Here is an 18,712-nt window from a genome sequence, read left to right on the forward strand (position 1 = left end):
GCACTTCGTGCCGTCCGGGCTACGGGCGGGTGTAGGCGATCAGGTCGGGGACGGTGGAGAAGCCGGCGCCGTAGGCGCTGACGCCGCGGCCGTAGGCGCCGAGCAGAACGCCGGGGGCCTCGCCCGCGAGCACCCAGCCGTACTCGGACTCGCGGTAGCGGAAGGGCTGCGGCAGGCCGTTCACCGGGAGGCTGAGGGTGGACCAGCCGGGGCCGGCCAGGTCGTCGGCGAGGTCCCAGGCGAGGGCGGACTGCTGGTCCAGCCAGTCCTGGCGCAGGGTGCGGTCCAGCTGGCCCGGCCAGGTCGAGGCGAGCAGGCCGGAGCCGGCCAGCCAGGCGGCGGAGGAGGCGGAGGTCGCCTCCAGAGTGCCGGTGTTGTCGGCGCTGCGGCGGCTGTCCCGGCGGGCGACGGTGACCACGACCGCGAACTTGCGCATGTCGCGCGGCTCGTACTGCCGGGCCGGCTCCTCGCCGTGGCCGAGGGAGCCGTAGTCGACGCTGCCGGCCGATCCGGTGCGCGGGCCGCCCGCGCCGGCCTGCATCAGGTAGCGGCGGCCGGTCCAGCCGTCGTCCAGGCCGTACCAGGGGAAGTCCGCCGACAGGTAGGGCACCAGCGGGTCCGCCGGGCCGGCCTGGCCGCCGACCACCCGGCCACCGGCCGTGGCCGTCCCCACCGCATGACTCGTCGCGTCCATCCCCGGGCCTCCTCAAACGCACGTATTCCTGCCGCAGCGCGCTCCCATGGTGGCGCACCGCGGCGTCTCCGCCGTGCGTCTTCGGTCCGAAGGGGACCGGAAGTGACCGACGGCACAGCGGGAACAATCAGCACAATAGCGGCGCGGACGCCGCCGCCCCGCTCAGCCGTGCGGCCGGGCGGGGCGGTGGTGTCGTCGTGCGGACGCGCGATCAGGTGGCGTCGGGGTCGAACGGGGGGCGCTCGCCGGGCTCGAGCGGAGCGCCCGCCGAGGCGGCCGCCGGGGCGGCGGCGGAGGACTTGTCCATGCTGACCGTGCCGGTGCGGCCGTGGCCGTTCACTGCGGCGGCGGGCTTGTCGTCCAGCACCGAGCGGATGTCGAGGGAGTCCCGCATCTCCTTGAGTCCCAGCGGGTCCGGGTTGTCGCCCATGAGCTGCTTGCGGACGAAGGTCTTGGGGTGGAGGTCCTCGAACTCGAAGTCCTTGAACTCGGGGCCGAGCTCGCTGCGGATGTCCTCCTTCGCACTGTCGGCGAAGGACCGGACCTTGCGGATGAAGCCCATGGTGTCCTGGATCAGCTTCGGCAGCTTGTCCGGGCCGAAGATCACGATGGCCATGATGACCAGGGTCAGGATCTCCAGTCCGCCTACGTCGCTGAACACCTAAGCTCCCTCAGCTCGTCGGACAACGGTTCCTAACAGCGTAATGGCCACCGGCGGTTCCACGGCCCACGATGTGATGAAGCCGTGGTGAAGACCCGCCGATGACCGTGGCCGAGGTGACCCGGTGTGCCTAACGGGTCTCGTGGTGGAGACCGGCCAGGCCGGAGCTGGGGGTGCGGTCCGGAGCGTCGAACGGCGGGGTCGCACCGCGGGTGGCAGCCACCGGGCGGACCGGGAAGTCCACCGGGACCTGCGCGGTCATCGGGACCAGCCCGCCGCTGCGGCCGGTGCCGCCGACCGCCGGGCTGACCGAGGTGCCGTGCTGGTCCTCGCTCTGCGCGGTGAAACCGCCGACGCCGCCGAGCGTCACCGCGGCGACCGAGAAGGCCCCGGCGGCGGCGAAGACGAACCGGCGCCCGCGCGGCGGGGCGTGCCGGACGACGGCGGGGCTCGCGGCGGCCGCGGCCGGCTCGGGACGGGCGGAGGCCTCGGGGCGACCGCTGCGCCGGCCCATCAGCGGGCGCAGCACCGAACCGCCGCGGCCGAACGCCCGGGGGTCGATGCCCGGCACCGGCGCGTCGGCACCGAGCGCGCCCGCGCCGAAGGAGGCGCCGGCGCCGCGGCCGAAGGAGCCGCCGTTCAGCCGGCTGCCGCCGAGCGTGCCGCCGGCCGCGGGGAGGCCGCCGCCGGGCAGGTCGTCGTCGTCCCGGCGCGACCGGTCGGCGGCGGGCGGCCGCTCGTCCGGGACGTCGTCCGGGAGGGCGCCAACGGCCATCAGCCGGGCCATCAGCCCCGAGGACGGGCCGGGTGTGTCGGTACGGGTCAGCAGGTGCTTGACGGCGCGGCCCTCGTCGGCCTCGGCGAGGCACTGCGGGCAGGTCGCCAGGTGGGCCTGGACGCGGTCGCGCGAGTCGTGGCCGAGTTCGCCGTCGACGAAGGCGGAGAGCCGCTCCCCGAGGTGGTGCTCCTCGGCGTGCTCGGTGGGCCGGACGGCGACCGCGCGCAGCGCGGGATCACCCGGCAGGGCGGCGGCCGGCGGCACGGGCACGTCGGTGCCGTCCTGGCCGCGGCGGCCCAGCTGGGGCCAGCCGCCCCGGCGGTTGGCGGCCTTGCCGGTCGCGTCCGACCGGCCCGGCCCAGACCGGCCGGTTCCGCTCACGATCGCCTCCGTCCGCGCCCGCCCGGCGCTCCGGGGGCCTCGCCGGCGGCGACGCCGACCGGCACCGGCTCCTCGGAGCCGCCCCGGCGCTCGCGGCCGGGGGCCGCGCCGGGAGCGCGGTGCTTGAGCGCGGCGCGCAGGTGCGAGCGGCCGCGGTGGATCCGGCTGCGGACGGTACCGAGCTTGACGCCGAGCGTGGCCGCGATCTCCTCGTAGGAGAGGCCCTCGATGTCGCAGAGCACCACGGCAGCACGGAACTCGGGGGCCAGCGTGTCCAGCGCCTGCTGGATGTCGGCGTCGAAGTGGGTGTCGCTGAAGTGCTGGGCCGGGCTGGGCTCGCGGGAGGCCAGCCGCTCGGCCGCGTCCTCGCCGAGCGCGTCGAAGCGGATGCGCTGGCGGCGGCGGACCATGTCCAGGAAGAGGTTGGTGGTGATCCGGTGCAGCCAGCCCTCGAACGTGCCGGGGGTGTAGGTCGACAACGAACGGAACACCCGGACGAAGACCTCCTGGGTGAGGTCCTCGGCGTCGTGCTGGTTGCCCGTCAGACGGTAGGCGAGGCGGTAGACGCGGGCGCTGTGGGCCTCGACGATCTCCTCCCACGTGGGCGGAGTCCAGGTCTGCGCGTCAGGACCCTCGGCGAAGCTCGCGAGGGCGGCGGGGGCCTCGGTGGTACCGGCGGCCGGCGTCGCGGCGGCCGGCTGGTCCAGGGGGGAGTGCGCAGGCTGGTTCATCACGGGCTTCGGCGTACGGGCCGACGTGGTGCTGCGGATGTGCCGCCGCACAGGGACGTCGCCCTCGGCCACACCTCCTCGGTCGGCTCTTCTGCCCAGCAGGGCCACCACCATATCCACCTCACCCGTCAAGCCCGGATAAAAGTGCCCGGGGCCGTCAAGCCCGGATTACGGGCCCGGGGATGTCGGCTCACCCGGTCCCTGCTCCACCCAACGGCCCGCCGCCGTACGCGGTTCCCGCCCGGCCAGTAATCTGTGGCAGGAAATATCGACATCCGCTTCGACATCCGCTCCGCGCCGGGCCACCGCCCGGGGCTCCGAAAGAGGCAGCCATCAGCGAGTTCGGGCCCGCCCGCGTGGCCCTCGCCGACACCTATGTCGGCGAGGATGCGGTGCTGACGTACGCCCGGGCACAGTCCGCGCGGACCGGCATCAAGGCGATCGGACCGAGCGGCGGGGCCTGTCTGCGCCTGCTGGCGGCGGCGCTCGACGCCAAGGCGGTGGCCGAGATCGGCACCGGGACGGGCGTCTCCGGGGTCTACCTGCTGCGCGGGATGCGGCCGGACGGCGTGCTCACCACGGTGGACTCCGAGCCGGTGCGCCAGCAGCTGGCCCGGGAGGCCTACCAGGCGGCCGGATTCGCGGCCAACCGGTCGCGGTTCATACCGGGCCGGGCACTGGAGGTGCTGCCCCGGCTCGCGGACGGCCAGTACGACCTGGTGTTCTGCGACGGGGACCCGGCGGAGTCCCGGGAGTACCTGTCGGAGTCGATGCGGCTGCTGCGGCCGGGCGGGATGGTCTGCTTCGAGGGCGTCTTCCAGGAGGGCCGGCTGGCCGAGCCTGAGCTCCAGGACCCGCAGACCCACGCGGTGCGCGACCTGGTCCGGGACGTCCGGGAGAGCGAGTCGCTGCTGCCGGCACTGCTGCCGGTCTCGGACGGGCTGCTCTGCGCCGTGAAGCGCTGAGCTCCCCCGGTCGGGCCAGAAGCGGGCGAGCGCTCCGGCCGGCCGCGGGGCGGCTGAGAGCCCCCGGTCCGGCCCGGGGCGGTTCGCGCCCCGGTCGGCCCCGGGAACCACAGAGCCCGGGCAGACGAATTCGTCGTACCCGGGCCCGGCAGCACATCTCAAGGAGATGGCGAGCACCCGCTGCGGTCAGCCGCAGGCCTTCTTCAGGGCCTCGCCGAGGGCGTCGGCCTCGTCAGGCGTGAGCTCCACCACAAGGCGTCCGCCGCCTTCGAGCGGAACGCGCATGATGATGCCCCGCCCCTCTTTGGTGACTTCGAGCGGGCCGTCACCCGTCCGCGGCTTCATGGCCGCCATGCTCGTTCCCCTTCCTGCAACCGCTCAGCTACGCACCGGCAGTCCGTCCACCGCCGGTATCGAACGCATTGATCGGAAGCCATTATCCCGCATGCCACGGCCTGATGACCAACATCACTCTCGGTGCAACCAGGGCCGGACCGGCCTCAAGCGGCACATTTCCAGCCATAAGCCCCGGCGCGGCGCCGGTCCGGAAGCCACCGGAAGGTGCGATACCTCACACTCCCCACCCGGCCGTGTGCTCCGGCATCCTGACACACGACCGACCCGTGACGATCACAAGGGAGCCCCTCGCCCATGTCCGATTCCGTGCTGTACGAGCTGGACGGCGGCCTGGCCGTCATCACCATCAACCGTCCGGAGGCGATGAACGCCCTGGACGTCGCGACCAAGGTGGCGCTGCGGGACACCGTGGCCGCCGCCGCCGAGGACCGGGCGGTGCGGGCGGTGCTGCTGACCGGCGCCGGCGAGCGGGCCTTCTGCGTCGGGCAGGACCTCAAGGAGCACCTGGGCCTGCTGAAGCGGGCCGAGGAGACCGGCGAGGGCGCGCTCAAGACCGTCGCCGAGCACTACAACCCGCTGGTGCGGGCGCTGGCCGGGATGCGCAAGCCGACCGTGGCGGCCGTCGGCGGCGTGGCGGCGGGCGCGGGCGCCTCGCTGGCCTTCGCCTGCGACTTCCGGATCATCGCGGACACGGCCGGCTTCAACACCGCCTTCGCCGGGATCGCGCTGACCGCCGACTCGGGTGCCTCCTGGACACTGCCCCGGCTGGTCGGGCACGCCAAGGCGACCGAGCTGCTGATGCTGCCGCGCACGGTGAAGGCCACCGAGGCGATGGAGCTGGGCCTGGCCACCAAGGTCGTGCCGGCCGCCGAGCTGGCCGCCACCGCGCGGGTCTTCGCCAAGGAGCTGGCCGAGGGCCCGACCGTGGCGCTCGGCGCGCTCAAGGAGTCGCTGGCGTACGGCGCCTCGCACTCCCTGGACGAGCTGCTCGACAAGGAGGACGAACTGCAGACCCTGGCGGGCGAGAGCGAGGACCACCGGATCGCGGTCCGCGCCTTCATCGCCAAGGAGAAGCCGAAGTACCTGGGCCGCTAGGGCCCGGGCACGTCCGACGTTTCGCGCCCGGCGCTGGGCGTCGGGCGTGCCCTAAGGGCTGCGGAGCGCGTGGCGGACGTGGCAGTCCGCCAGGTGGTCGTCGACCAGGCCGCAGGCCTGCATCAGGGCGTACACGGTGGTCGGGCCGACGAAGCGGAAGCCCGCCTTCTTGAGCGCCTTCGCCAGCGCCGTCGACTCGGGTGTGACGGCCGGCACCTCGGCCGGGCTGCGGGGGGCCGGCCGGTCCGGGTCGCCGGCGTACTGCCAGATCAACGCGTCCAGGCCGCCGTCGAGTTCTCGGGCGACCCTGGCGTTGGCGATGGACGCCTCGATCTTGGCGCGGTTGCGGATGATCCCGGTGTCGCCGAGCAGCCGCTCGACGTCCGCCGGGCCGAACTCGGCGACCTTGCCGATCTCGAAGCCGGCGAACGCGGACCGGAAGCCCTCGCGGCGGCGGAGGATGGTGATCCAGGACAGGCCGGACTGGAAGGCCTCCAGGCAGACCCGCTCGAACAGCGCGTCGTCGCCGTGCACCGGGCGGCCCCACTCGGTGTCGTGGTAGACCCGGTAGTCGTCCGTCGAGTCGCCCCAGGCGCAGCGGCGCAGGCCGTCCGGGCCGATCACGGCGCCGTCCGCGCTCACTGGTCGGCCGCCGGACCGGTGCCCTCCGGGTGCTTGGCGAGGCTCGCCGGCTCGACCACCTTGGCGAACTCCTCCAGGCCCGGCAGCGGTTCGGCGCCGGCGTCCGGGCCGGCGGTCGCCTCGACGGCGCCGCGCACCGTGGCGACGGCCTCCAGCTCGGCGATCCGGGCATCCCGGTAGGCGAGTTCGGCGCCCAGGCGGTCCAGGACGTCGTCCACCTCGTCCATCCGGTAGCCGCGGACGGCCATCGGCAGCCGGATGCCGTCCACGTCGTCCCGGCTCAGCGGACGGTCCTGCGGCAACCGGGCGGCGATCCGGTCCTGCACCGCCTCCGGCAGCGAGCCGCCCCCTCCGAGCGCCACCAGCGCGGCGCCGCCGACCACCACGGCCATGGCCACCACGATCACCCAGAACACGTGCTGTCCTCCCGACTTCCCGGCCGGCCCCCGTACTGGTGGGATCATGGTTCCCGAGAGGCCGGGGGCCATCATCGCACCCGCAGCAGCTGTGGAGGAGACATCGGTGGCACTGCGCCTGGGACCACGGGAATTCGGTGACGACGAGCTGGTGATCATGGCGATCGTCAACCGCACCCCGGATTCGTTCTTCGACAAGGGCGCCACCTTCGCCGACGAGGCCGCGTTCGCCGCGGCCGACCGCGCGATGGCCGAGGGCGCCGCGATCCTGGACATCGGCGGGGTGAAGGCCGGGCCGGGCGACGAGGTCACGGTCGAGGAGGAGCTGCGCCGCACCGTGCCGTTCGTGGCGGAGCTGCGCAAGCGCCACCCGGAGGCCGTGATCAGCGTGGACACCTGGCGGCACGAGGTCGGCGAGGCGGTCTGCGAGGCCGGCGCGGACCTGCTGAACGACGCCTGGGGCGGGGTGGACCCGAAGCTCGCCGAGGTGGCCGCCCGGTACGACGTCGGCCTGGTCTGCACCCACGCGGGCGGCGCCGAGCCGCGCACCCGGCCGCACCGGGTCGGCTACGAGGACGTGATGGCGGACATCCTGCGGGTGACCGTCGGGCTGGCCGAGCGGGCGGTGGGGCTTGGCGTGCGGCGGGACGCGGTGATCATCGACCCGGGGCACGACTTCGGCAAGAACACCCGGCACTCGCTGGAGGCGACCCGGCGGCTGCCGGAGATGACCGCGACCGGGTTCCCGGTGCTGGTCTCGCTCTCCAACAAGGACTTCGTCGGCGAGACGCTGGACAAGCCGGTGGACGAGCGGCTGCTCGGCACGCTGGCCACCACCGCCGTCTCGGCCTGGCTTGGCGCGCAGGTCTACCGGGCGCACCAGGTGGCGCAGACCCGGCAGGTGCTGGACATGGTCGCCTCGATCCGGGGCACCCGCCCCCCGGCGGTGGCCCGCCGGGGGCTGGCGTGAACCGCTGGACCTCGTTCACCTAGATCTCGTTCACCGGCCGGCGGGCGTCAGCGAGGATCTTCATGACCTCGTCGATGTCGTCGGTGATGTGGAACAGCTCCAGGTCGTGCGGGGCCGCCTTGCCCTGTGCGACCAGGGTGTTCTTCAGCCAGTCGGCGAGGCCGCCCCAGTACTCGCTGCCGAACAGGATCACCGGGAACCGGGTGACCTTCTTCGTCTGGACCAGGGTCAGCGCCTCGAACAGCTCGTCCAGCGTGCCGAGCCCGCCGGGCAGCACCACGAAGCCCTGCGCGTACTTCACGAACATCGTCTTGCGGACGAAGAAGTAACGGAAGTTCAGCCCGAGGTCGACGAACTCGTTGAGCCCCTGCTCGAAGGGCAGCTCGATGCCGAGGCCGACGCTCAGGCCGCCGGCGTCCGAGGCGCCGCGGTTGGCCGCCTCCATCGCGCCCGGACCACCACCGGTGATCACCGCGTAGCCGGCCTCGGCCAGCGCCCGGCCGATGGCCACGCCGGCCGCGTACTCGGGCGAGTCGACCGACGTCCGGGCCGAGCCGAAGACGCTGATCGCGGGCGGGAGTTCGGCGAGCGCGCCGAATCCCTCGACGAACTCGGAGGTGATCCGCAGCACCCGCCACGGGTCGGTGTGGAGCCAGTCGGTCGGACCGGTGGTGTCCAGCAGGCGCTGGTCCGTCGTGCTTTCGCCGACCTGGTCCCGGCGCACCAGCACCGGGCCCTTCTGCTTCTCGGGCCATGCCTTCTTCGGGCGCGGACCGCCCACCTGCTCGGGACCGTGACCGTAGTGCTTTTCGTCTCCAGTGCCTGTCATGACGAAACCCTACGCCCGTTGATCCCCGTTTTCAGGCAACGGTGGAAGGTCGGTTGGGCGACCGGAAGATGGCGTTCAGCTGCTGGTCCTCCGGTCCGCCCATCGGACCGGTCAGGTGGTCAGCCAGGCGCGGAGCCGGTTCTCGGTCTCGGCGATGGCGGCGAGCGAGCAGTGCTCGTCCCGCTTGTGCGCGAGGTTCGGGTCGCCGGGGCCGTAGTTGACCGCGGGGACGCCGAGCGCGCTGAAGCGGGCGACGTCGGTCCAGCCGAACTTGGCCCGGGCGACACCGCCGGTCGCGGCCAGGAAGGCCTGCGCGGCAGGCTGGGAGAGCCCGGGCAGCGCCCCCGGGGAGGAGTCGGTCACGGTCACCTCGAAGCCGTCGAAGACCTCCCGGACGTGCTTCTCGGCGTCCGCCTCGCTGCGGTCCGGCGCGTAGCGGAAGTTGACCGTCACCACGCACTCGTCGGGGATGACGTTGCCGGCCACGCCGCCGTCGATGCGCACGGCGTTCAGGCCCTCGCGGTACTCCAGGCCGTCGATCTCCACCCGGCGCGGCCGGTACGCGGTGAGCCGGCCGAGCACCTCGGCGGCGTGGTGGATGGCGTTGTCGCCGAGCCAGCTGCGGGCCGCGTGGGCCCGCACACCGGTCAGCCGGATCTGCACCCGCAGGGTGCCCTGGCAGCCGCCCTCGACGGTGGCGCCGCTGGGCTCCATCAGCACGGCGAAGTCGGCGGCCAGCCAGTCCGGGTGCTGCGCGGCGAGGTGGCCGAGGCCGTTGCGGTGGGCCTCCACCTCCTCGCAGTCGTAGAAGACGTAGGTGAGGTCGCGGTTGGGCTCGGTCAGGGTGGCGGCCAGCCGGAGCTGGACGGCCACACCGGACTTCATGTCGGAGGTGCCGCAGCCGTAGAGCAGGTCGCCCTCGACGTAGGACGGCAGGTTGTCGGCGATCGGCACGGTGTCCAGGTGGCCGGCGAGCAGGACGCGCTCGGCGCGGCCCAGGGTGGTCCGGGCGACGACGTTGTTGCCGTAGCGGTCGACGGTGAGGTGCGGGTAGGCGCGCAGGGCGGCCTCCACGGCGTCGGCGAGCGCCTGCTCGTCGCCGCTGACCGACGGGAAGTCGACGAGCCGGGCGGTCAGCGCACCGCCGTCGAGGGTGAGGTCCAGGGGCGTCTTCGGGCTGCTCATGGTCGTCCAGCGTAGTCCTGCGGGTTGGTCCGGCCGTGGACCGCGGGCGGGTGCGGGCGCGAATCGGAGAACCGCGGGCGCCGTACATCCGTCCGAGTGGGTACGGTAACGGATCAGAAGCACGGTGGAGAGGGGCGGCGGTGGCCAGGAAGAAGAGCGGCGAGCAGGGCGGCGACGCGACGCCCGCGCGGCGCCGCAGGCCGTTGCGCGCGGTGCTGATCGGACTGCTGGTGCTCGCGGTCGTCGCGGTGGGCCTGTTCTGGCTGCGCGACCAGAAGCTGCTGACCCCCGAGGGCTGCGCGGTGAAGACGCCGGCCGGCGAGGGCACGCTGGAGGTGCCGCAGGCAGCCAACGCGGCCACGATCGCCGCCGTCGCGCACGCGCGCGGCCTCCCGGACCGCGCGGTGACCATCTCGCTGGCGACGGCGATGCAGGAGTCCAAGATCCGTAACCTGTCCGGCGGCGACCGGGACTCGGTCGGCCTGTTCCAGCAGCGGCCCTCGCAGGGCTGGGGCACGGCGCAGCAGATCATGGACCCGGTCTACGCGACCAACAAGTTCCTCGACGGCCTGGTCAAGGTCCCCGGCTACACCCGGCTGCCGCTGACCGACGCGGCCCAGCAGGTGCAGAAGAGCGGCTACCCGCAGGCCTACGCCAAGCACGAGACCAAGGCGACCCTGCTCGCCTCCGCACTGACCGGCCGCGAGCCGGCCGCGCTCAACTGCGTGGTGCACGACTTCGCCGCGCCTGAGGCGACGGACGACACCGCCTCGCCGGCCGCCTCGGCCGTCCCCGCCGCCGCGGCCTCCGCCACCCCGGCCCTGCGGCCGGACCGGGCGCAGGTGCTGAGCGACCGGGTGCGCCGCGAGTTCGGCCGGACGGTGACGCCGGCCACCGGCTACAGCTCCTCCATCAAGGGCGCCGAGAGCGCCGTCTCGCTCACCCCGGACCCGGCCGCCAGCACCGACGCCGGCCCGGAGGCCGAGCGGCAGAACGGCTGGGCTGTGGCGCACTGGGCGGTGACGCAGGCCCAGCAGCTGGGCATCGAGACGGTCGCGTACGACGGGAAGATCTGGCGCAAGGCCAAGTCCGAGGACGGCTGGAAGCCGCAGCCGACCGGCACCTCGACCAAGCTGGTGCTGGTCTCGCTGGCTGCGCCGGCGAAGGCGTAGCGGCCCGCGGAGGCTCAGCGGCGGTGCGCGCAGGCTCAGCGGCGGCGCGCGCAGGCGTAACGGCCTGTCCAGGCGTAGCGGCCCGCGCAGGCTCGGGAGCCGGGGCGGCGGTGGCCCGGCGGACGGTGGTGCGGTGGACGGTGGTGCGGTGGGTGGTGGCGCGGCGGCCGGCGCTCCCCGGGCGTTGACGCACTGGTGTCCGGGTTGCCGCTGAACGGGTGATTGCGGTCAACCTCGGTGGACGACCGGTCCGTTGCGGCAGGCCGGGGTGCAGAACCGTCTCTGCCCTTGGCCCGCACCGTCTTCACCTCGCCGGCGGGCCGGCCGTCGCACCCCGGCGTCGCACATACGATCCGATCGTCGGCCGGTCCTTTTCCTTGCTCCGGCCGAAACCTTCTGGCTTCTCAAGCGGTAATAACCTCGTCCGCCCGGCGGACGGGACGGACCCAGACCCTTCGAGGAGCCCCATGTCTCACCCCCTCACGCGTCGGATCGCCCAGGCCGCGCTGCTCGTGGCGGCCGGCGCGACCCCGCTGGTCGCGGCCGGCTCCGCGTCCGCCGCCGACGCCCTGCTGCCCAAGTCGGACCTGGCCGCCCCGCTGGGCCAGCTGACCGACACCGACGCGGGGTCCACCCTGCAGCACACCACCCACGAGCTCGGCCAGGCCGCCGGTGACACCGGCGTCGCCGCGGGCGTCCCGGCCACCGCCGACGCCACCGGCAACATCGTCGCCCACCAGCTCCCCGAGGCGAACGAGAAGGCCGGCTCGCTGAACGCTCCGGTCGACAAGACCGCCGCCACCACCGGCCAGCTCTCCGCCATCACCCCGAAGGCCGCGTCCACGCTGGCCGGCGAGCTCGGTGAGGCCGTCACCGGCGGCCACGGCGCGGCCGGCCGCAGCGCCGGGGCCGGCGCCAACCCCGTCGGCGGGCTCTCCCAGACCGCCGGCCTGACCCAGGGGCTGCCCGACACCGGGGCGCTCACCGGTACCGTCCCCGGCGCCGACGCGCTGCCGCTGGGCGCGCTCGACCGTGCGCTGCCGACCGAGGCCACCTCCGCCCTGCCCGGCGCCGACGTGCTGGGCCTGGCCGAGCACGGCTCGGCCAACCGCCTCGGCGGCGCCGACCTCGGCCCGAACTCCCCGCTGTCCGGCCTCTCGCCGACCACCGGCCTGCTCGGCGCCATCGGCGGCGGCAGCCTCGGCGGCCTGCCGATCGGCTGATCCTCCCGCCCTGACGTGAAGGGGGCCGGCGTCCCGTTCCGGACGCCGGCCCCCTTCACTGTGCGGTGCTCAGCCGCGCAGCCGCTCCACGGCCGCCGCGACCCGCTCGTCGGTCGCGGTGAACGCGACCCGGACGAACCGCTCGCCGGCCGGCCCGTAGAAGTCACCGGGCGCCACCAGGATGCCCAGCCCGGCCAGTTCGGCCACCGTCTCCCAGCAGGGCCGGTCCTGGGTCGCCCACAGGTACAGGCTCGCCTCCGAGTGCTCCACCCGGAATCCGTACGTCTCCAGCGCCGCCCGCAGCGCCGAGCGCCGCGCCGCGTACCGCTCGCGCTGCTCGGCCACGTGCGCGTCGTCCGCCAGCGCCGCGATCGTCGCCGCCTGGACCGGCGCCGGGACGATCATGCCGCCGTGCTTGCGGACCTCCAGCAGCTCCCTGACCACCACCGGATCGCCCGCCACGAAGGAGGCGCGGTAGCCGGCCAGGTTGGAGCGCTTGGAGAGGGAGTGGACGGCCAGCAGGCCCTCGTGCTGCTTTCCGTCGTCGGGGCCGCCGCAGACGTCCGGGTGCAGGACGGAGACCGGGTCGGCCTCCCAGCCCAGCTCCAGGTAGCACTCGTCGCTGACCAGCAGCGCCCGGTGCTCCCGGGCCCACTCCACCGCGCGGCGCAGCTCGTCCTTGCCGAGCACCCGGCCGGTCGGGTTGGAGGGCGAGTTGACCCAGAGCAGGCGCACCCTCGAGCCGTCCAGCTCGTCCACCGAGTCGTACTCGACCGGCTCGGCGCCGCAGAGCCGCGCGCCCACCTCGTAGGTCGGGTAGGCGAGGCGCGGGTAGGCGACCTGGTCGCCGGGGCCGAGGCCGAGCTGGGTCGGCAGCCAGGCCACCAGCTCCTTGGAGCCGACGGTCGGCAGGACGGCCTGCGGACCGACCTCGGCGCCGACCCGGCGGCGCAGCCAGCCGGCGATCGCCTCGCGCAGCTCCACCGGGCCCCAGACCGTCGGGTACCCGGGGGTGTCGGTGGCGGCGGCCAGCGCCTTCTGGACCACCTCGGGGACCGGGTCCACCGGGGTGCCCACGGAGAGGTCGCAGAGCCCGCCGGGGTGGGCGAGCGCGGTCCGCTTGTACGGCTCCAGCTTGTCCCAGGGGAAGACCGGCAGGAGGTCGGAAACGCGGCGCGCCGCCCCCGGGTGACCCGGGAACGGCGCGTGCGTGCTGTCGTTGGTGCTCACAGCTCAGTTGCCACCGATCGTCAGTGGTCGGCGTTCTGCGGCGGCAGAGCGGCGATGAACGGGTGGTCGCGCTCGATCAGGCCGAGCTTCGAGGCACCACCGGGCGAACCGAGGTCGTCGAAGAACTCGACGTTCGCCTTGTAGTAGTCCTTCCACTCCTCCGGAGTGTCATCCTCGTAGAAGATCGCCTCGACCGGGCAGACCGGCTCGCAAGCGCCACAGTCGACACACTCATCCGGGTGGATGTAGAGCGATCGCTCGCCCTCGTAGATGCAGTCAACCGGGCACTCTTCGATGCACGCCTTGTCCTTGACGTCGACACAAGGCTGCGCGATGACGTAGGTCACGCTGTCGTTCCTCCTCGGAAGGGCCCTGGCGGCCCATTCTGTTCTGCTCGCGTGCGCGGGTGAGCGCGGCGTCGTCGATGCCCGCCCCTAGTATCGCGGGTCGGAGACGGCAAATGCACAGGAGGTGCCCAGATGGCGGCTGGAGGACCGGTCCAGGATCGCCCGGAGGTCCGGATAGATCGCTCTGACGTGGGACGACGCGTGTCCGTCCGGCGTGTCGCGGAGTTCGTGGACGGCCGGCCGATGTTCCGGGATGCGATCGGTGTGCTCACATCGTGGGACGATCATGGGTTGACGATCGCCCCGCGCAGCGGCGGTCCGGTCTCCTTCGACGAGAAACTGCTGGTCGCGGGCAAGGTGGTGCCGCTCTTCCCGGCCCGGCGCGCCCCGCTGCCGCCCACCACGCCGGTCGAGCTCCAGCGGATCGCCGCCCGCGGCTGGCCGGCCGTCGAGCAGGAGCCGCTCGGCGCGTGGACGCTGCGCGCCTCGTCCGGGTTCACCCGGCGGGCCAACTCCGTCCAGGCGCTCGGCGACCCCGGGATGCCGCTCGGCGTGGCGCTCACCGCGGTGCAGGAGTGGTACGCGGCGCGCGGGCTGCCGGCCTGGGTCGAGGTCTCCACGCCCGGCTCGCCCGAGGCGCTGCGGGCCGAGCTGGACCGGCGGGGCGCGGCGTACTCACCGACCCTGGTGCGGGTCGCCGGGCTGGCACCGCTGGCCCGGCTGGGGGCCTCCTCCGCGGTGGAGCGGGTCCGGCTCGCGCGCACGGCCGGTGCCGAGTGGATGTCGCTGTACCGGCGGGTGACGGACGACCCCGCCGTGGAGGAGGCGGCGCGCCGGGTGATCCACGGCGGCCCGTCGGTCTGGTTCGCCACCGTGCCGGGCGCCCCCGGGCAGCCGCCGCTGGCGATCGGACGCTGCGTCATCGACGGGCCCTGGGCCTGTTTCGGCGCGATCGAGGTCGCCCCGTACGCCCGCCGCGCGGGCCTGGCCACCGCGCTGATGGCCGTGCTCGCCGCCCGGGCCGCGGAGGAGGGCGCCACCGGCGCGTACCTCCAGGTCGAGGCCGAGAACGACGGTGCGAACGCGCTCTATGACGGACTTGGCTTCACGACCAGTCACACTTACCACTACGCCCGCCTTCCCCAGGGGTAGGACTCCCCCGGGGGGTTCCGTCCGCCCGTCCGATTGCCTTTCCGTCCGCCCGTTGTCCGCCCGTCTGTTGTCCGCCCGTCGTACGAAAGCCGTCGCAGCCACCGTGACCGAGCAGAGCAGAGCACGCTTCCGGACCGAGGCCCGGGCCGAGCACCCCGATCCGGTGCTGCTCTGCCTGCTCGCCGCCGCCGAACACACCCCCGCCCCAGACCCCGACGACCCGCAGGACCCTCCCACCCTGGAGGCCCTGCTGGCCGCCTGCGAGGCCGCGCTGGAGCGGCACGCCGCCGCCGTCCGGCTGGCCGTCGCCGAACGCGCGCCGGCCGGGCCGGAGGAGACCGCCGCGCTGCTGGCCGCCGTCCTGGGCGGGCGCGAGCGGTTCCACGGGCGGCAGTCCGACTACCGGCGGCTGGAGTCCTCGCTGCTGCCGGAGGTGCTGCGGCGGCGGCGCGGGCTGCCGATCATGCTCTCGCTGGTGTGGACGGCCGTCGCCCGGCGGGCCGGGCTGACCGTCCACGGCGTCGCCCTGCCCGGCCACTTCATCGTCGCGGTCGGCGGCCCGGGCGGCGACGACTACGTCCTCGCCGACCCGTTCCACGGCGGGCGGCTGCTCGACCCGGAGGACGCGGCCGCCCTGGCCGGCCGGACCGGACACCCGTTCACGCCCGAAATGCTCACCCCCGCAAAGCCCCTGGACATCGTCCACCGGGTGCTGGGCAACATCCGGGCCTGGGCCGCCGAGCGCCCCGAACACGCCCGCACCCAGCTCTGGGCCACCGAACTCGCCCTGCTCCTCCCCCGCCACCCGGCCCAGCTCCGGCTGGAGCGGGCCGAGCTGCTGGTCCGCACCGGCGACTTCCTCGCCGGCTCGGCCGAGATGGACGCGTACGCGGAGATCCTGGACGCCTTCGACCCGGACACCGCGGCCCGGGTCCGCCTCGACGCCAGGGCGGCCCGGCACCGGCTGAACTAGGGCTTGGCCCGTCCGCCCCGGGCTCCTACAGCCAGCCCTTCTCGCGGGCGATCCGGACCGCCTCGGTGCGGTTGCGGGCCTCGGTCTTCTGGATCGCCATCGACAGGTAGTTGCGCACCGTCCCCTCGGACAGGTGCAGCCGCCGGGCGATGTCCGCGTTCACCGCACCGTCCGAGGCGGCCGCCAGCACGTCCCGCTCGCGGGCGGTCAGCGGGTTGGCCCCCTCGGCGAGCGCCGCGGCGGCCAGCGCCGGATCGATCACCCGCTCGCCGCGCAGCACCCGGCGGATCGCCTGGGCCAGCTCGGACGCCGGGGCGTCCTTCACCAGGAAGGCGTCCGCGCCGGACTCCATCGCCCGCCGCAGGTAGCCGGGCCGTCCGAAGGTGGTCGCGATCACCACCTTGGTCTGCGGCCGCTCCTTCTTCAGCAGCGCCGCCGCCTCGAGGCCGGTCATCCCGGGCATCTCGATGTCCAGCACCGCGACCTGCACGTCGTTGGCGACCGCCGCCGCCACCACCTCGTCGCCCCGGCCCACCTGTGCGACGACGTCGATGTCCCCCTCCAGCCCGAGCAGCGCGGCCAGCGCCTCCCGGACCATGCCCTGGTCCTCCGCCAGCAGCACGCGGACGGAGGGAGCGGCATCGTTCTGAATCTCAGTCATGGGATCTGACCCTAGTAGTGCCCGGTCGGACCGGAGCCGGGCCTGCGCTCCGGCGGCGGCCCGCGGCCGCGTGCCCCTCCCGCAGGCCGGTCACAGCTTGAAGATCGCTCCGCGCCACGTCCACCCCGCACCGAGAACCGCGGCCCGCAAGGGGTCCTTCATCTCCGCGGAGTCGAAACGGAACACCTCGGTCGTCCGCGGACGGCCGTCGGCCCCGCGCTCGACCTTCCACTCCCGGGAAACCGCGGTGACCTGCCCACGGGAGTACTCGCGCGACGGCGCCGGCCTCGGTGTGTCGCCGACCCACGTGACCTCCAGCTGCTCGTCGAGCGCGCGGACTTCGTGGCGCGCCGGAACCAGACGCATCCGGGTCCGGACGACCCGGTCCGGCTGGGTCCGGGCGAAGAACGTACGCCAGGCAGGATCCCTGATCCGCCATTCCGCCACCAGGTCGGCACCCTCGGCAGCAGTGCCGCTCCGCACGACGTACGGCACGTCGGGACCGTTCAGACCGAGCAGCGCCGCCCGGACGTCCTCGGCGGAACGCGGTGCGACACCGCCGCCGGGGTGCTTGGTGCCGGTCAATGCGTCGAAGAGGCCCATCGGGTCAGCCTAGGGACGTCCGGCCGCCGGAGACAAGATCGGTTGCGGGGCCGGTGCCGTCACCAGGGTGTCCGGGCCCGTCTTCACCGACCGGCCGGCGGGCACCCTCCGCCGTGGTCGCCGCCCGCCCGAACCGGACTCGTTCGCCCGGCGGATCCGCTTGAGTCTCCCGTGGGGGGAGACGCGAAGGTGGAGCCATGGACGACCGCACGTTGCAGTACTCGATCGGCGACCTGGCCCGGCGGACCGGCCTGACGGTCAAGACCATCCGGTTCTACGCCGACGAGGGCCGACCCCCGCGCGGACGGTACCGGCAGCTACTGTCGGTGATCAACGGCTGGCCGGTGCCGGAGAGCCTGGCCTCGGTGTTCGAGTGGTTCACCCGGGCGCTGCGAGCCCACGGAGTCCGGGAGTTCTAGGCTGCGGGGATGATCAAGCCGATAGAACTCGTGATATTCGACTGCGACGGTGTGCTCGTCGACAGCGAGCGCATCGCCGCCCGCGTCCAGGTCGCGCTGGGCGCCGAGTTGGGGTGGCCGCTCACCGAGGCGGAGGTCGTCGCACGGTTCATCGGGCGGTCCCAGGCGTCGATCGGCGCGCAGGTCGCGGAGCGGCTCGGCGCGGAGACGGCGGCGCTCTGGTGCGAGCGGTTCGAGCAACGCCACCAGGAAGAGGTGGACACCCGGCTGGAGGCGGTCGAGGGACTGCCCGAGGCCCTGGACGCGATCGACCTGCCGACCTGCGTCGCGTCGAGCGGCTCGCACGAGAAGATGCGCCACACCCTGGGCCGCACCGGCCTCTACGAGCGGTTCGCCGGCCGCATCTACAGCGCCACCGAAGTGACCCACGGCAAGCCAGCCCCGGACCTCTTCCTGCACGCCGCCCGGCAGATGGGCGTCGACCCGGCCGCCTGCGCGGTGGTCGAGGACAGCCGCCCCGGCGTCCGGGCCGCCCGCGCCGCCGGCATGCGCGCCTTCGGCTACGCGGGCGGCCTGACGGCGGCCGAGCTGCTGGAGGGCCCGGGGACGGTGGTGTTCCACGACATGCGCAAGCTGCCGGAGCTGCTCGCGGGAGGGGGAGCGGAGTAGGAGGTCGGTTCGGCCGGCATCCCACTCCGCCGGCACCGCTACAGCCAGCGCTTGGCGGCCTCGACGCTGGTGCCCCCGTTGGTGTTGAAGGCGATCGCGGCACTCGGAGCATGGCGGCGGGTCAGGTTGACGACCTGCTCGAAGAGCGGGAGGAGTTGTTCGGTCTTGCGGATGCCGCCGCCGATGATCACGACGTCCCATTCGCGCGAGGTCAGCGCCGCGATCACCGTGGCTTCGGCGGATTCATCCAGGGCGATCAGTGTCATGGCGGCGTCGATGCCGTGGTCGCCGAAGCGGGCGAGCTCGGCGTCGAGGGCTGCGCGAAGGGCGTCGCCGTCCATGCCGGGGACGGCGTGCGGGTCGATTCCGAGAACGAGAGCAGTGGACATGATCGGTACACGCCTCGTCCAGCCGCATGGTTCCGGGGGAGCGCGGGCCGCCTTGCAGGCGGCCCGCGCGGCGACGGCTTACGACTCCTGCCATCGCGCGTTGCGGAGTCGCGGCCGGCAGATGACGGCGCGTCGAGGACACCGAAGGGCCGGCAGGCGTTGGCGCACAG

The 18,712-nt window shown here is 73.8% G+C and carries 22 protein-coding genes and 1 pseudogene; 9 read left to right on the forward strand and 14 right to left on the reverse strand.

Annotation, left to right across the window (positions count from 1 at the left end; genetic code table 11):
• Window positions 1–19: 19 nt before the first annotated feature.
• From OG286_RS15760 to sigE, 4 genes are all read right to left on the reverse strand, one after another.
• Window positions 20–694, reverse strand: a complete 675-nt coding sequence (locus tag OG286_RS15760) for a hypothetical protein (protein ID WP_396320699.1) — start codon at window positions 692–694, stop codon at window positions 20–22.
• Between the two features lie 211 nt (window positions 695–905).
• The gene (locus OG286_RS15765; protein WP_396320698.1) at window positions 906–1,355 is read right to left on the reverse strand and encodes a sec-independent translocase; all 450 of its coding nucleotides are present in this window, start codon (window positions 1,353–1,355) and stop codon (window positions 906–908) included.
• 130 nt (window positions 1,356–1,485) lie between these two features.
• The gene (locus OG286_RS15770; RefSeq protein WP_396320697.1) at window positions 1,486–2,514 is read right to left on the reverse strand and encodes an anti-sigma factor family protein; all 1,029 of its coding nucleotides are present in this window, start codon (window positions 2,512–2,514) and stop codon (window positions 1,486–1,488) included.
• Window positions 2,511–3,245: an RNA polymerase sigma factor SigE gene (gene sigE / locus OG286_RS15775; RefSeq protein WP_396320950.1), complete on the reverse strand. Its 735-nt coding sequence runs from the start codon at window positions 3,243–3,245 to the stop codon at window positions 2,511–2,513. The genes OG286_RS15770 and sigE overlap by 4 nt, the downstream gene beginning before the upstream one ends.
• Window positions 3,246–3,601: 356 nt before the next feature.
• On the opposite strand from sigE, the gene OG286_RS15780 reads away from it, so the two are divergent.
• A complete protein-coding gene (locus OG286_RS15780; RefSeq protein WP_241002579.1) occupies window positions 3,602–4,210 on the forward strand; it encodes an O-methyltransferase in 609 nt (202 codons plus the stop codon).
• A 186-nt stretch (window positions 4,211–4,396) separates the two neighbouring features.
• Here OG286_RS15780 and OG286_RS15785 read toward each other — a convergent pair whose 3' ends face one another.
• Window positions 4,397–4,564, reverse strand: a complete 168-nt coding sequence (locus OG286_RS15785; RefSeq protein WP_014137929.1) for a DUF3117 domain-containing protein — start codon at window positions 4,562–4,564, stop codon at window positions 4,397–4,399.
• A gap of 297 nt (window positions 4,565–4,861) precedes the next feature.
• Between OG286_RS15785 and OG286_RS15790 the strand changes: the two genes are divergently transcribed.
• Window positions 4,862–5,662 (forward strand): enoyl-CoA hydratase-related protein, encoded by an 801-nt coding sequence (locus OG286_RS15790; RefSeq protein ID WP_396320696.1) that lies wholly within the window; start codon window positions 4,862–4,864, stop codon window positions 5,660–5,662.
• A gap of 51 nt (window positions 5,663–5,713) precedes the next feature.
• Here the strand turns inward: OG286_RS15790 and OG286_RS15795 are convergent, their stop codons facing one another.
• Window positions 5,714–6,304, reverse strand: a complete 591-nt coding sequence (locus tag OG286_RS15795; protein ID WP_405361263.1) for a DNA-3-methyladenine glycosylase I — start codon at window positions 6,302–6,304, stop codon at window positions 5,714–5,716.
• The gene (locus tag OG286_RS15800; protein ID WP_405361261.1) at window positions 6,301–6,720 is read right to left on the reverse strand and encodes a DivIVA domain-containing protein; all 420 of its coding nucleotides are present in this window, start codon (window positions 6,718–6,720) and stop codon (window positions 6,301–6,303) included. Before OG286_RS15800 ends, OG286_RS15795 begins: the two co-directional genes overlap by 4 nt.
• 157 nt (window positions 6,721–6,877) lie before the next feature.
• Here OG286_RS15800 and folP point away from each other — a divergent pair, with 157 nt between their 5' ends.
• Window positions 6,878–7,690 (forward strand): dihydropteroate synthase, encoded by an 813-nt coding sequence (gene folP / locus OG286_RS15805; protein ID WP_396320948.1) that lies wholly within the window; start codon window positions 6,878–6,880, stop codon window positions 7,688–7,690.
• A 19-nt stretch (window positions 7,691–7,709) separates the two neighbouring features.
• On the opposite strand, the gene OG286_RS15810 is transcribed toward folP, so the two are convergent.
• Complete coding sequence (locus tag OG286_RS15810) at window positions 7,710–8,519, reverse strand: TIGR00730 family Rossman fold protein (protein ID WP_396320693.1); 810 nt, start codon at window positions 8,517–8,519, stop codon at window positions 7,710–7,712.
• A gap of 111 nt (window positions 8,520–8,630) precedes the next feature.
• Window positions 8,631–9,704, reverse strand: coding sequence for a succinyl-diaminopimelate desuccinylase (dapE, locus tag OG286_RS15815; RefSeq protein WP_405361259.1), 1,074 nt, complete (start codon window positions 9,702–9,704; stop codon window positions 8,631–8,633).
• A 140-nt stretch (window positions 9,705–9,844) separates the two neighbouring features.
• On the opposite strand from dapE, the gene OG286_RS15820 reads away from it, so the two are divergent.
• Together OG286_RS15820 and OG286_RS15825 are read left to right on the forward strand one after the other, a co-directional pair.
• Window positions 9,845–10,876, forward strand: a complete 1,032-nt coding sequence (locus tag OG286_RS15820) for a hypothetical protein (protein ID WP_405361257.1) — start codon at window positions 9,845–9,847, stop codon at window positions 10,874–10,876.
• Window positions 10,877–11,343: 467 nt separating this feature from the next.
• Window positions 11,344–12,099 carry a hypothetical protein gene (locus tag OG286_RS15825; RefSeq protein WP_396320690.1) on the forward strand — a complete coding sequence of 252 codons (756 nt, stop codon included), beginning with the start codon at window positions 11,344–11,346 and terminating at the stop codon, window positions 12,097–12,099.
• A gap of 69 nt (window positions 12,100–12,168) precedes the next feature.
• Here OG286_RS15825 and dapC read toward each other — a convergent pair whose 3' ends face one another.
• Together dapC and fdxA are read right to left on the reverse strand one after the other, a co-directional pair.
• Window positions 12,169–13,329, reverse strand: coding sequence for a succinyldiaminopimelate transaminase (gene dapC, locus OG286_RS15830; protein WP_396320689.1), 1,161 nt, complete (start codon window positions 13,327–13,329; stop codon window positions 12,169–12,171).
• A gap of 20 nt (window positions 13,330–13,349) precedes the next feature.
• The gene (gene fdxA, locus OG286_RS15835; RefSeq protein ID WP_030061559.1) at window positions 13,350–13,676 is read right to left on the reverse strand and encodes a ferredoxin; all 327 of its coding nucleotides are present in this window, start codon (window positions 13,674–13,676) and stop codon (window positions 13,350–13,352) included.
• Between the two features lie 291 nt (window positions 13,677–13,967).
• Here fdxA and OG286_RS15840 point away from each other — a divergent pair, with 291 nt between their 5' ends.
• Window positions 13,968–14,828: a GNAT family N-acetyltransferase gene (locus OG286_RS15840; protein ID WP_396320688.1), complete on the forward strand. Its 861-nt coding sequence runs from the start codon at window positions 13,968–13,970 to the stop codon at window positions 14,826–14,828.
• 103 nt (window positions 14,829–14,931) lie between these two features.
• Window positions 14,932–15,801, forward strand: a complete 870-nt coding sequence (locus OG286_RS15845; RefSeq protein ID WP_396320687.1) for a transglutaminase family protein — start codon at window positions 14,932–14,934, stop codon at window positions 15,799–15,801.
• A gap of 25 nt (window positions 15,802–15,826) precedes the next feature.
• Here the strand turns inward: OG286_RS15845 and OG286_RS15850 are convergent, their stop codons facing one another.
• Both OG286_RS15850 and OG286_RS15855 read right to left on the reverse strand, forming a co-directional pair.
• Window positions 15,827–16,462, reverse strand: coding sequence for a DNA-binding response regulator (locus tag OG286_RS15850; RefSeq protein WP_396320686.1), 636 nt, complete (start codon window positions 16,460–16,462; stop codon window positions 15,827–15,829).
• A gap of 90 nt (window positions 16,463–16,552) precedes the next feature.
• Complete coding sequence (locus tag OG286_RS15855; RefSeq protein WP_396320685.1) at window positions 16,553–17,065, reverse strand: hypothetical protein; 513 nt, start codon at window positions 17,063–17,065, stop codon at window positions 16,553–16,555.
• Window positions 17,066–17,262: 197 nt separating this feature from the next.
• Here OG286_RS15855 and OG286_RS15860 point away from each other — a divergent pair.
• Both OG286_RS15860 and OG286_RS15865 read left to right on the forward strand, forming a co-directional pair.
• Window positions 17,263–17,364 (forward strand): annotated as a pseudogene (locus OG286_RS15860) (MerR family DNA-binding transcriptional regulator); the annotation flags it as partial.
• Between the two features lie 129 nt (window positions 17,365–17,493).
• A complete protein-coding gene (locus tag OG286_RS15865) occupies window positions 17,494–18,153 on the forward strand; it encodes an HAD family hydrolase (protein ID WP_396320684.1) in 660 nt (219 codons plus the stop codon).
• A gap of 38 nt (window positions 18,154–18,191) precedes the next feature.
• Here OG286_RS15865 and OG286_RS15870 read toward each other — a convergent pair whose 3' ends face one another.
• Window positions 18,192–18,542, reverse strand: coding sequence for a hypothetical protein (locus OG286_RS15870; RefSeq protein WP_396320683.1), 351 nt, complete (start codon window positions 18,540–18,542; stop codon window positions 18,192–18,194).
• Window positions 18,543–18,712: the final 170 nt, after the last annotated feature.

It is taken from the genome of Kitasatospora sp. NBC_00039, from assembly GCF_045160625.1.
Lineage (GTDB): Bacteria > Actinomycetota > Actinomycetes > Streptomycetales > Streptomycetaceae > Kitasatospora.

Bases quoted from the DNA above. Each gene is read 5' to 3' on its own strand.
- OG286_RS15790 (WP_396320696.1), top strand. From the start codon at position 4,862: ATGTCCGATTCCGTGCTGTACGAGCTGGACGGCGGCCTGGCCGTCATC.
- OG286_RS15865 (WP_396320684.1), top strand. From the start codon at position 17,494: ATGATCAAGCCGATAGAACTCGTGATATTCGACTGCGACGGTGTGCTC.
- OG286_RS15760 (WP_396320699.1), bottom strand. From the start codon at position 694: ATGGACGCGACGAGTCATGCGGTGGGGACGGCCACGGCCGGTGGCCGG.
- OG286_RS15850 (WP_396320686.1), bottom strand. From the start codon at position 16,462: ATGACTGAGATTCAGAACGATGCCGCTCCCTCCGTCCGCGTGCTGCTG.
- sigE (WP_396320950.1), bottom strand. From the start codon at position 3,245: ATGAACCAGCCTGCGCACTCCCCCCTGGACCAGCCGGCCGCCGCGACG.
- OG286_RS15870 (WP_396320683.1), bottom strand. From the start codon at position 18,542: ATGTCCACTGCTCTCGTTCTCGGAATCGACCCGCACGCCGTCCCCGGC.
- dapE (WP_405361259.1), bottom strand. From the start codon at position 9,704: ATGAGCAGCCCGAAGACGCCCCTGGACCTCACCCTCGACGGCGGTGCG.
- OG286_RS15825 (WP_396320690.1), top strand. From the start codon at position 11,344: ATGTCTCACCCCCTCACGCGTCGGATCGCCCAGGCCGCGCTGCTCGTG.
- folP (WP_396320948.1), top strand. From the start codon at position 6,878: ATGGCGATCGTCAACCGCACCCCGGATTCGTTCTTCGACAAGGGCGCC.
- OG286_RS15810 (WP_396320693.1), bottom strand. From the start codon at position 8,519: ATGACAGGCACTGGAGACGAAAAGCACTACGGTCACGGTCCCGAGCAG.
- OG286_RS15785 (WP_014137929.1), bottom strand. From the start codon at position 4,564: ATGGCGGCCATGAAGCCGCGGACGGGTGACGGCCCGCTCGAAGTCACC.
- OG286_RS15855 (WP_396320685.1), bottom strand. From the start codon at position 17,065: ATGGGCCTCTTCGACGCATTGACCGGCACCAAGCACCCCGGCGGCGGT.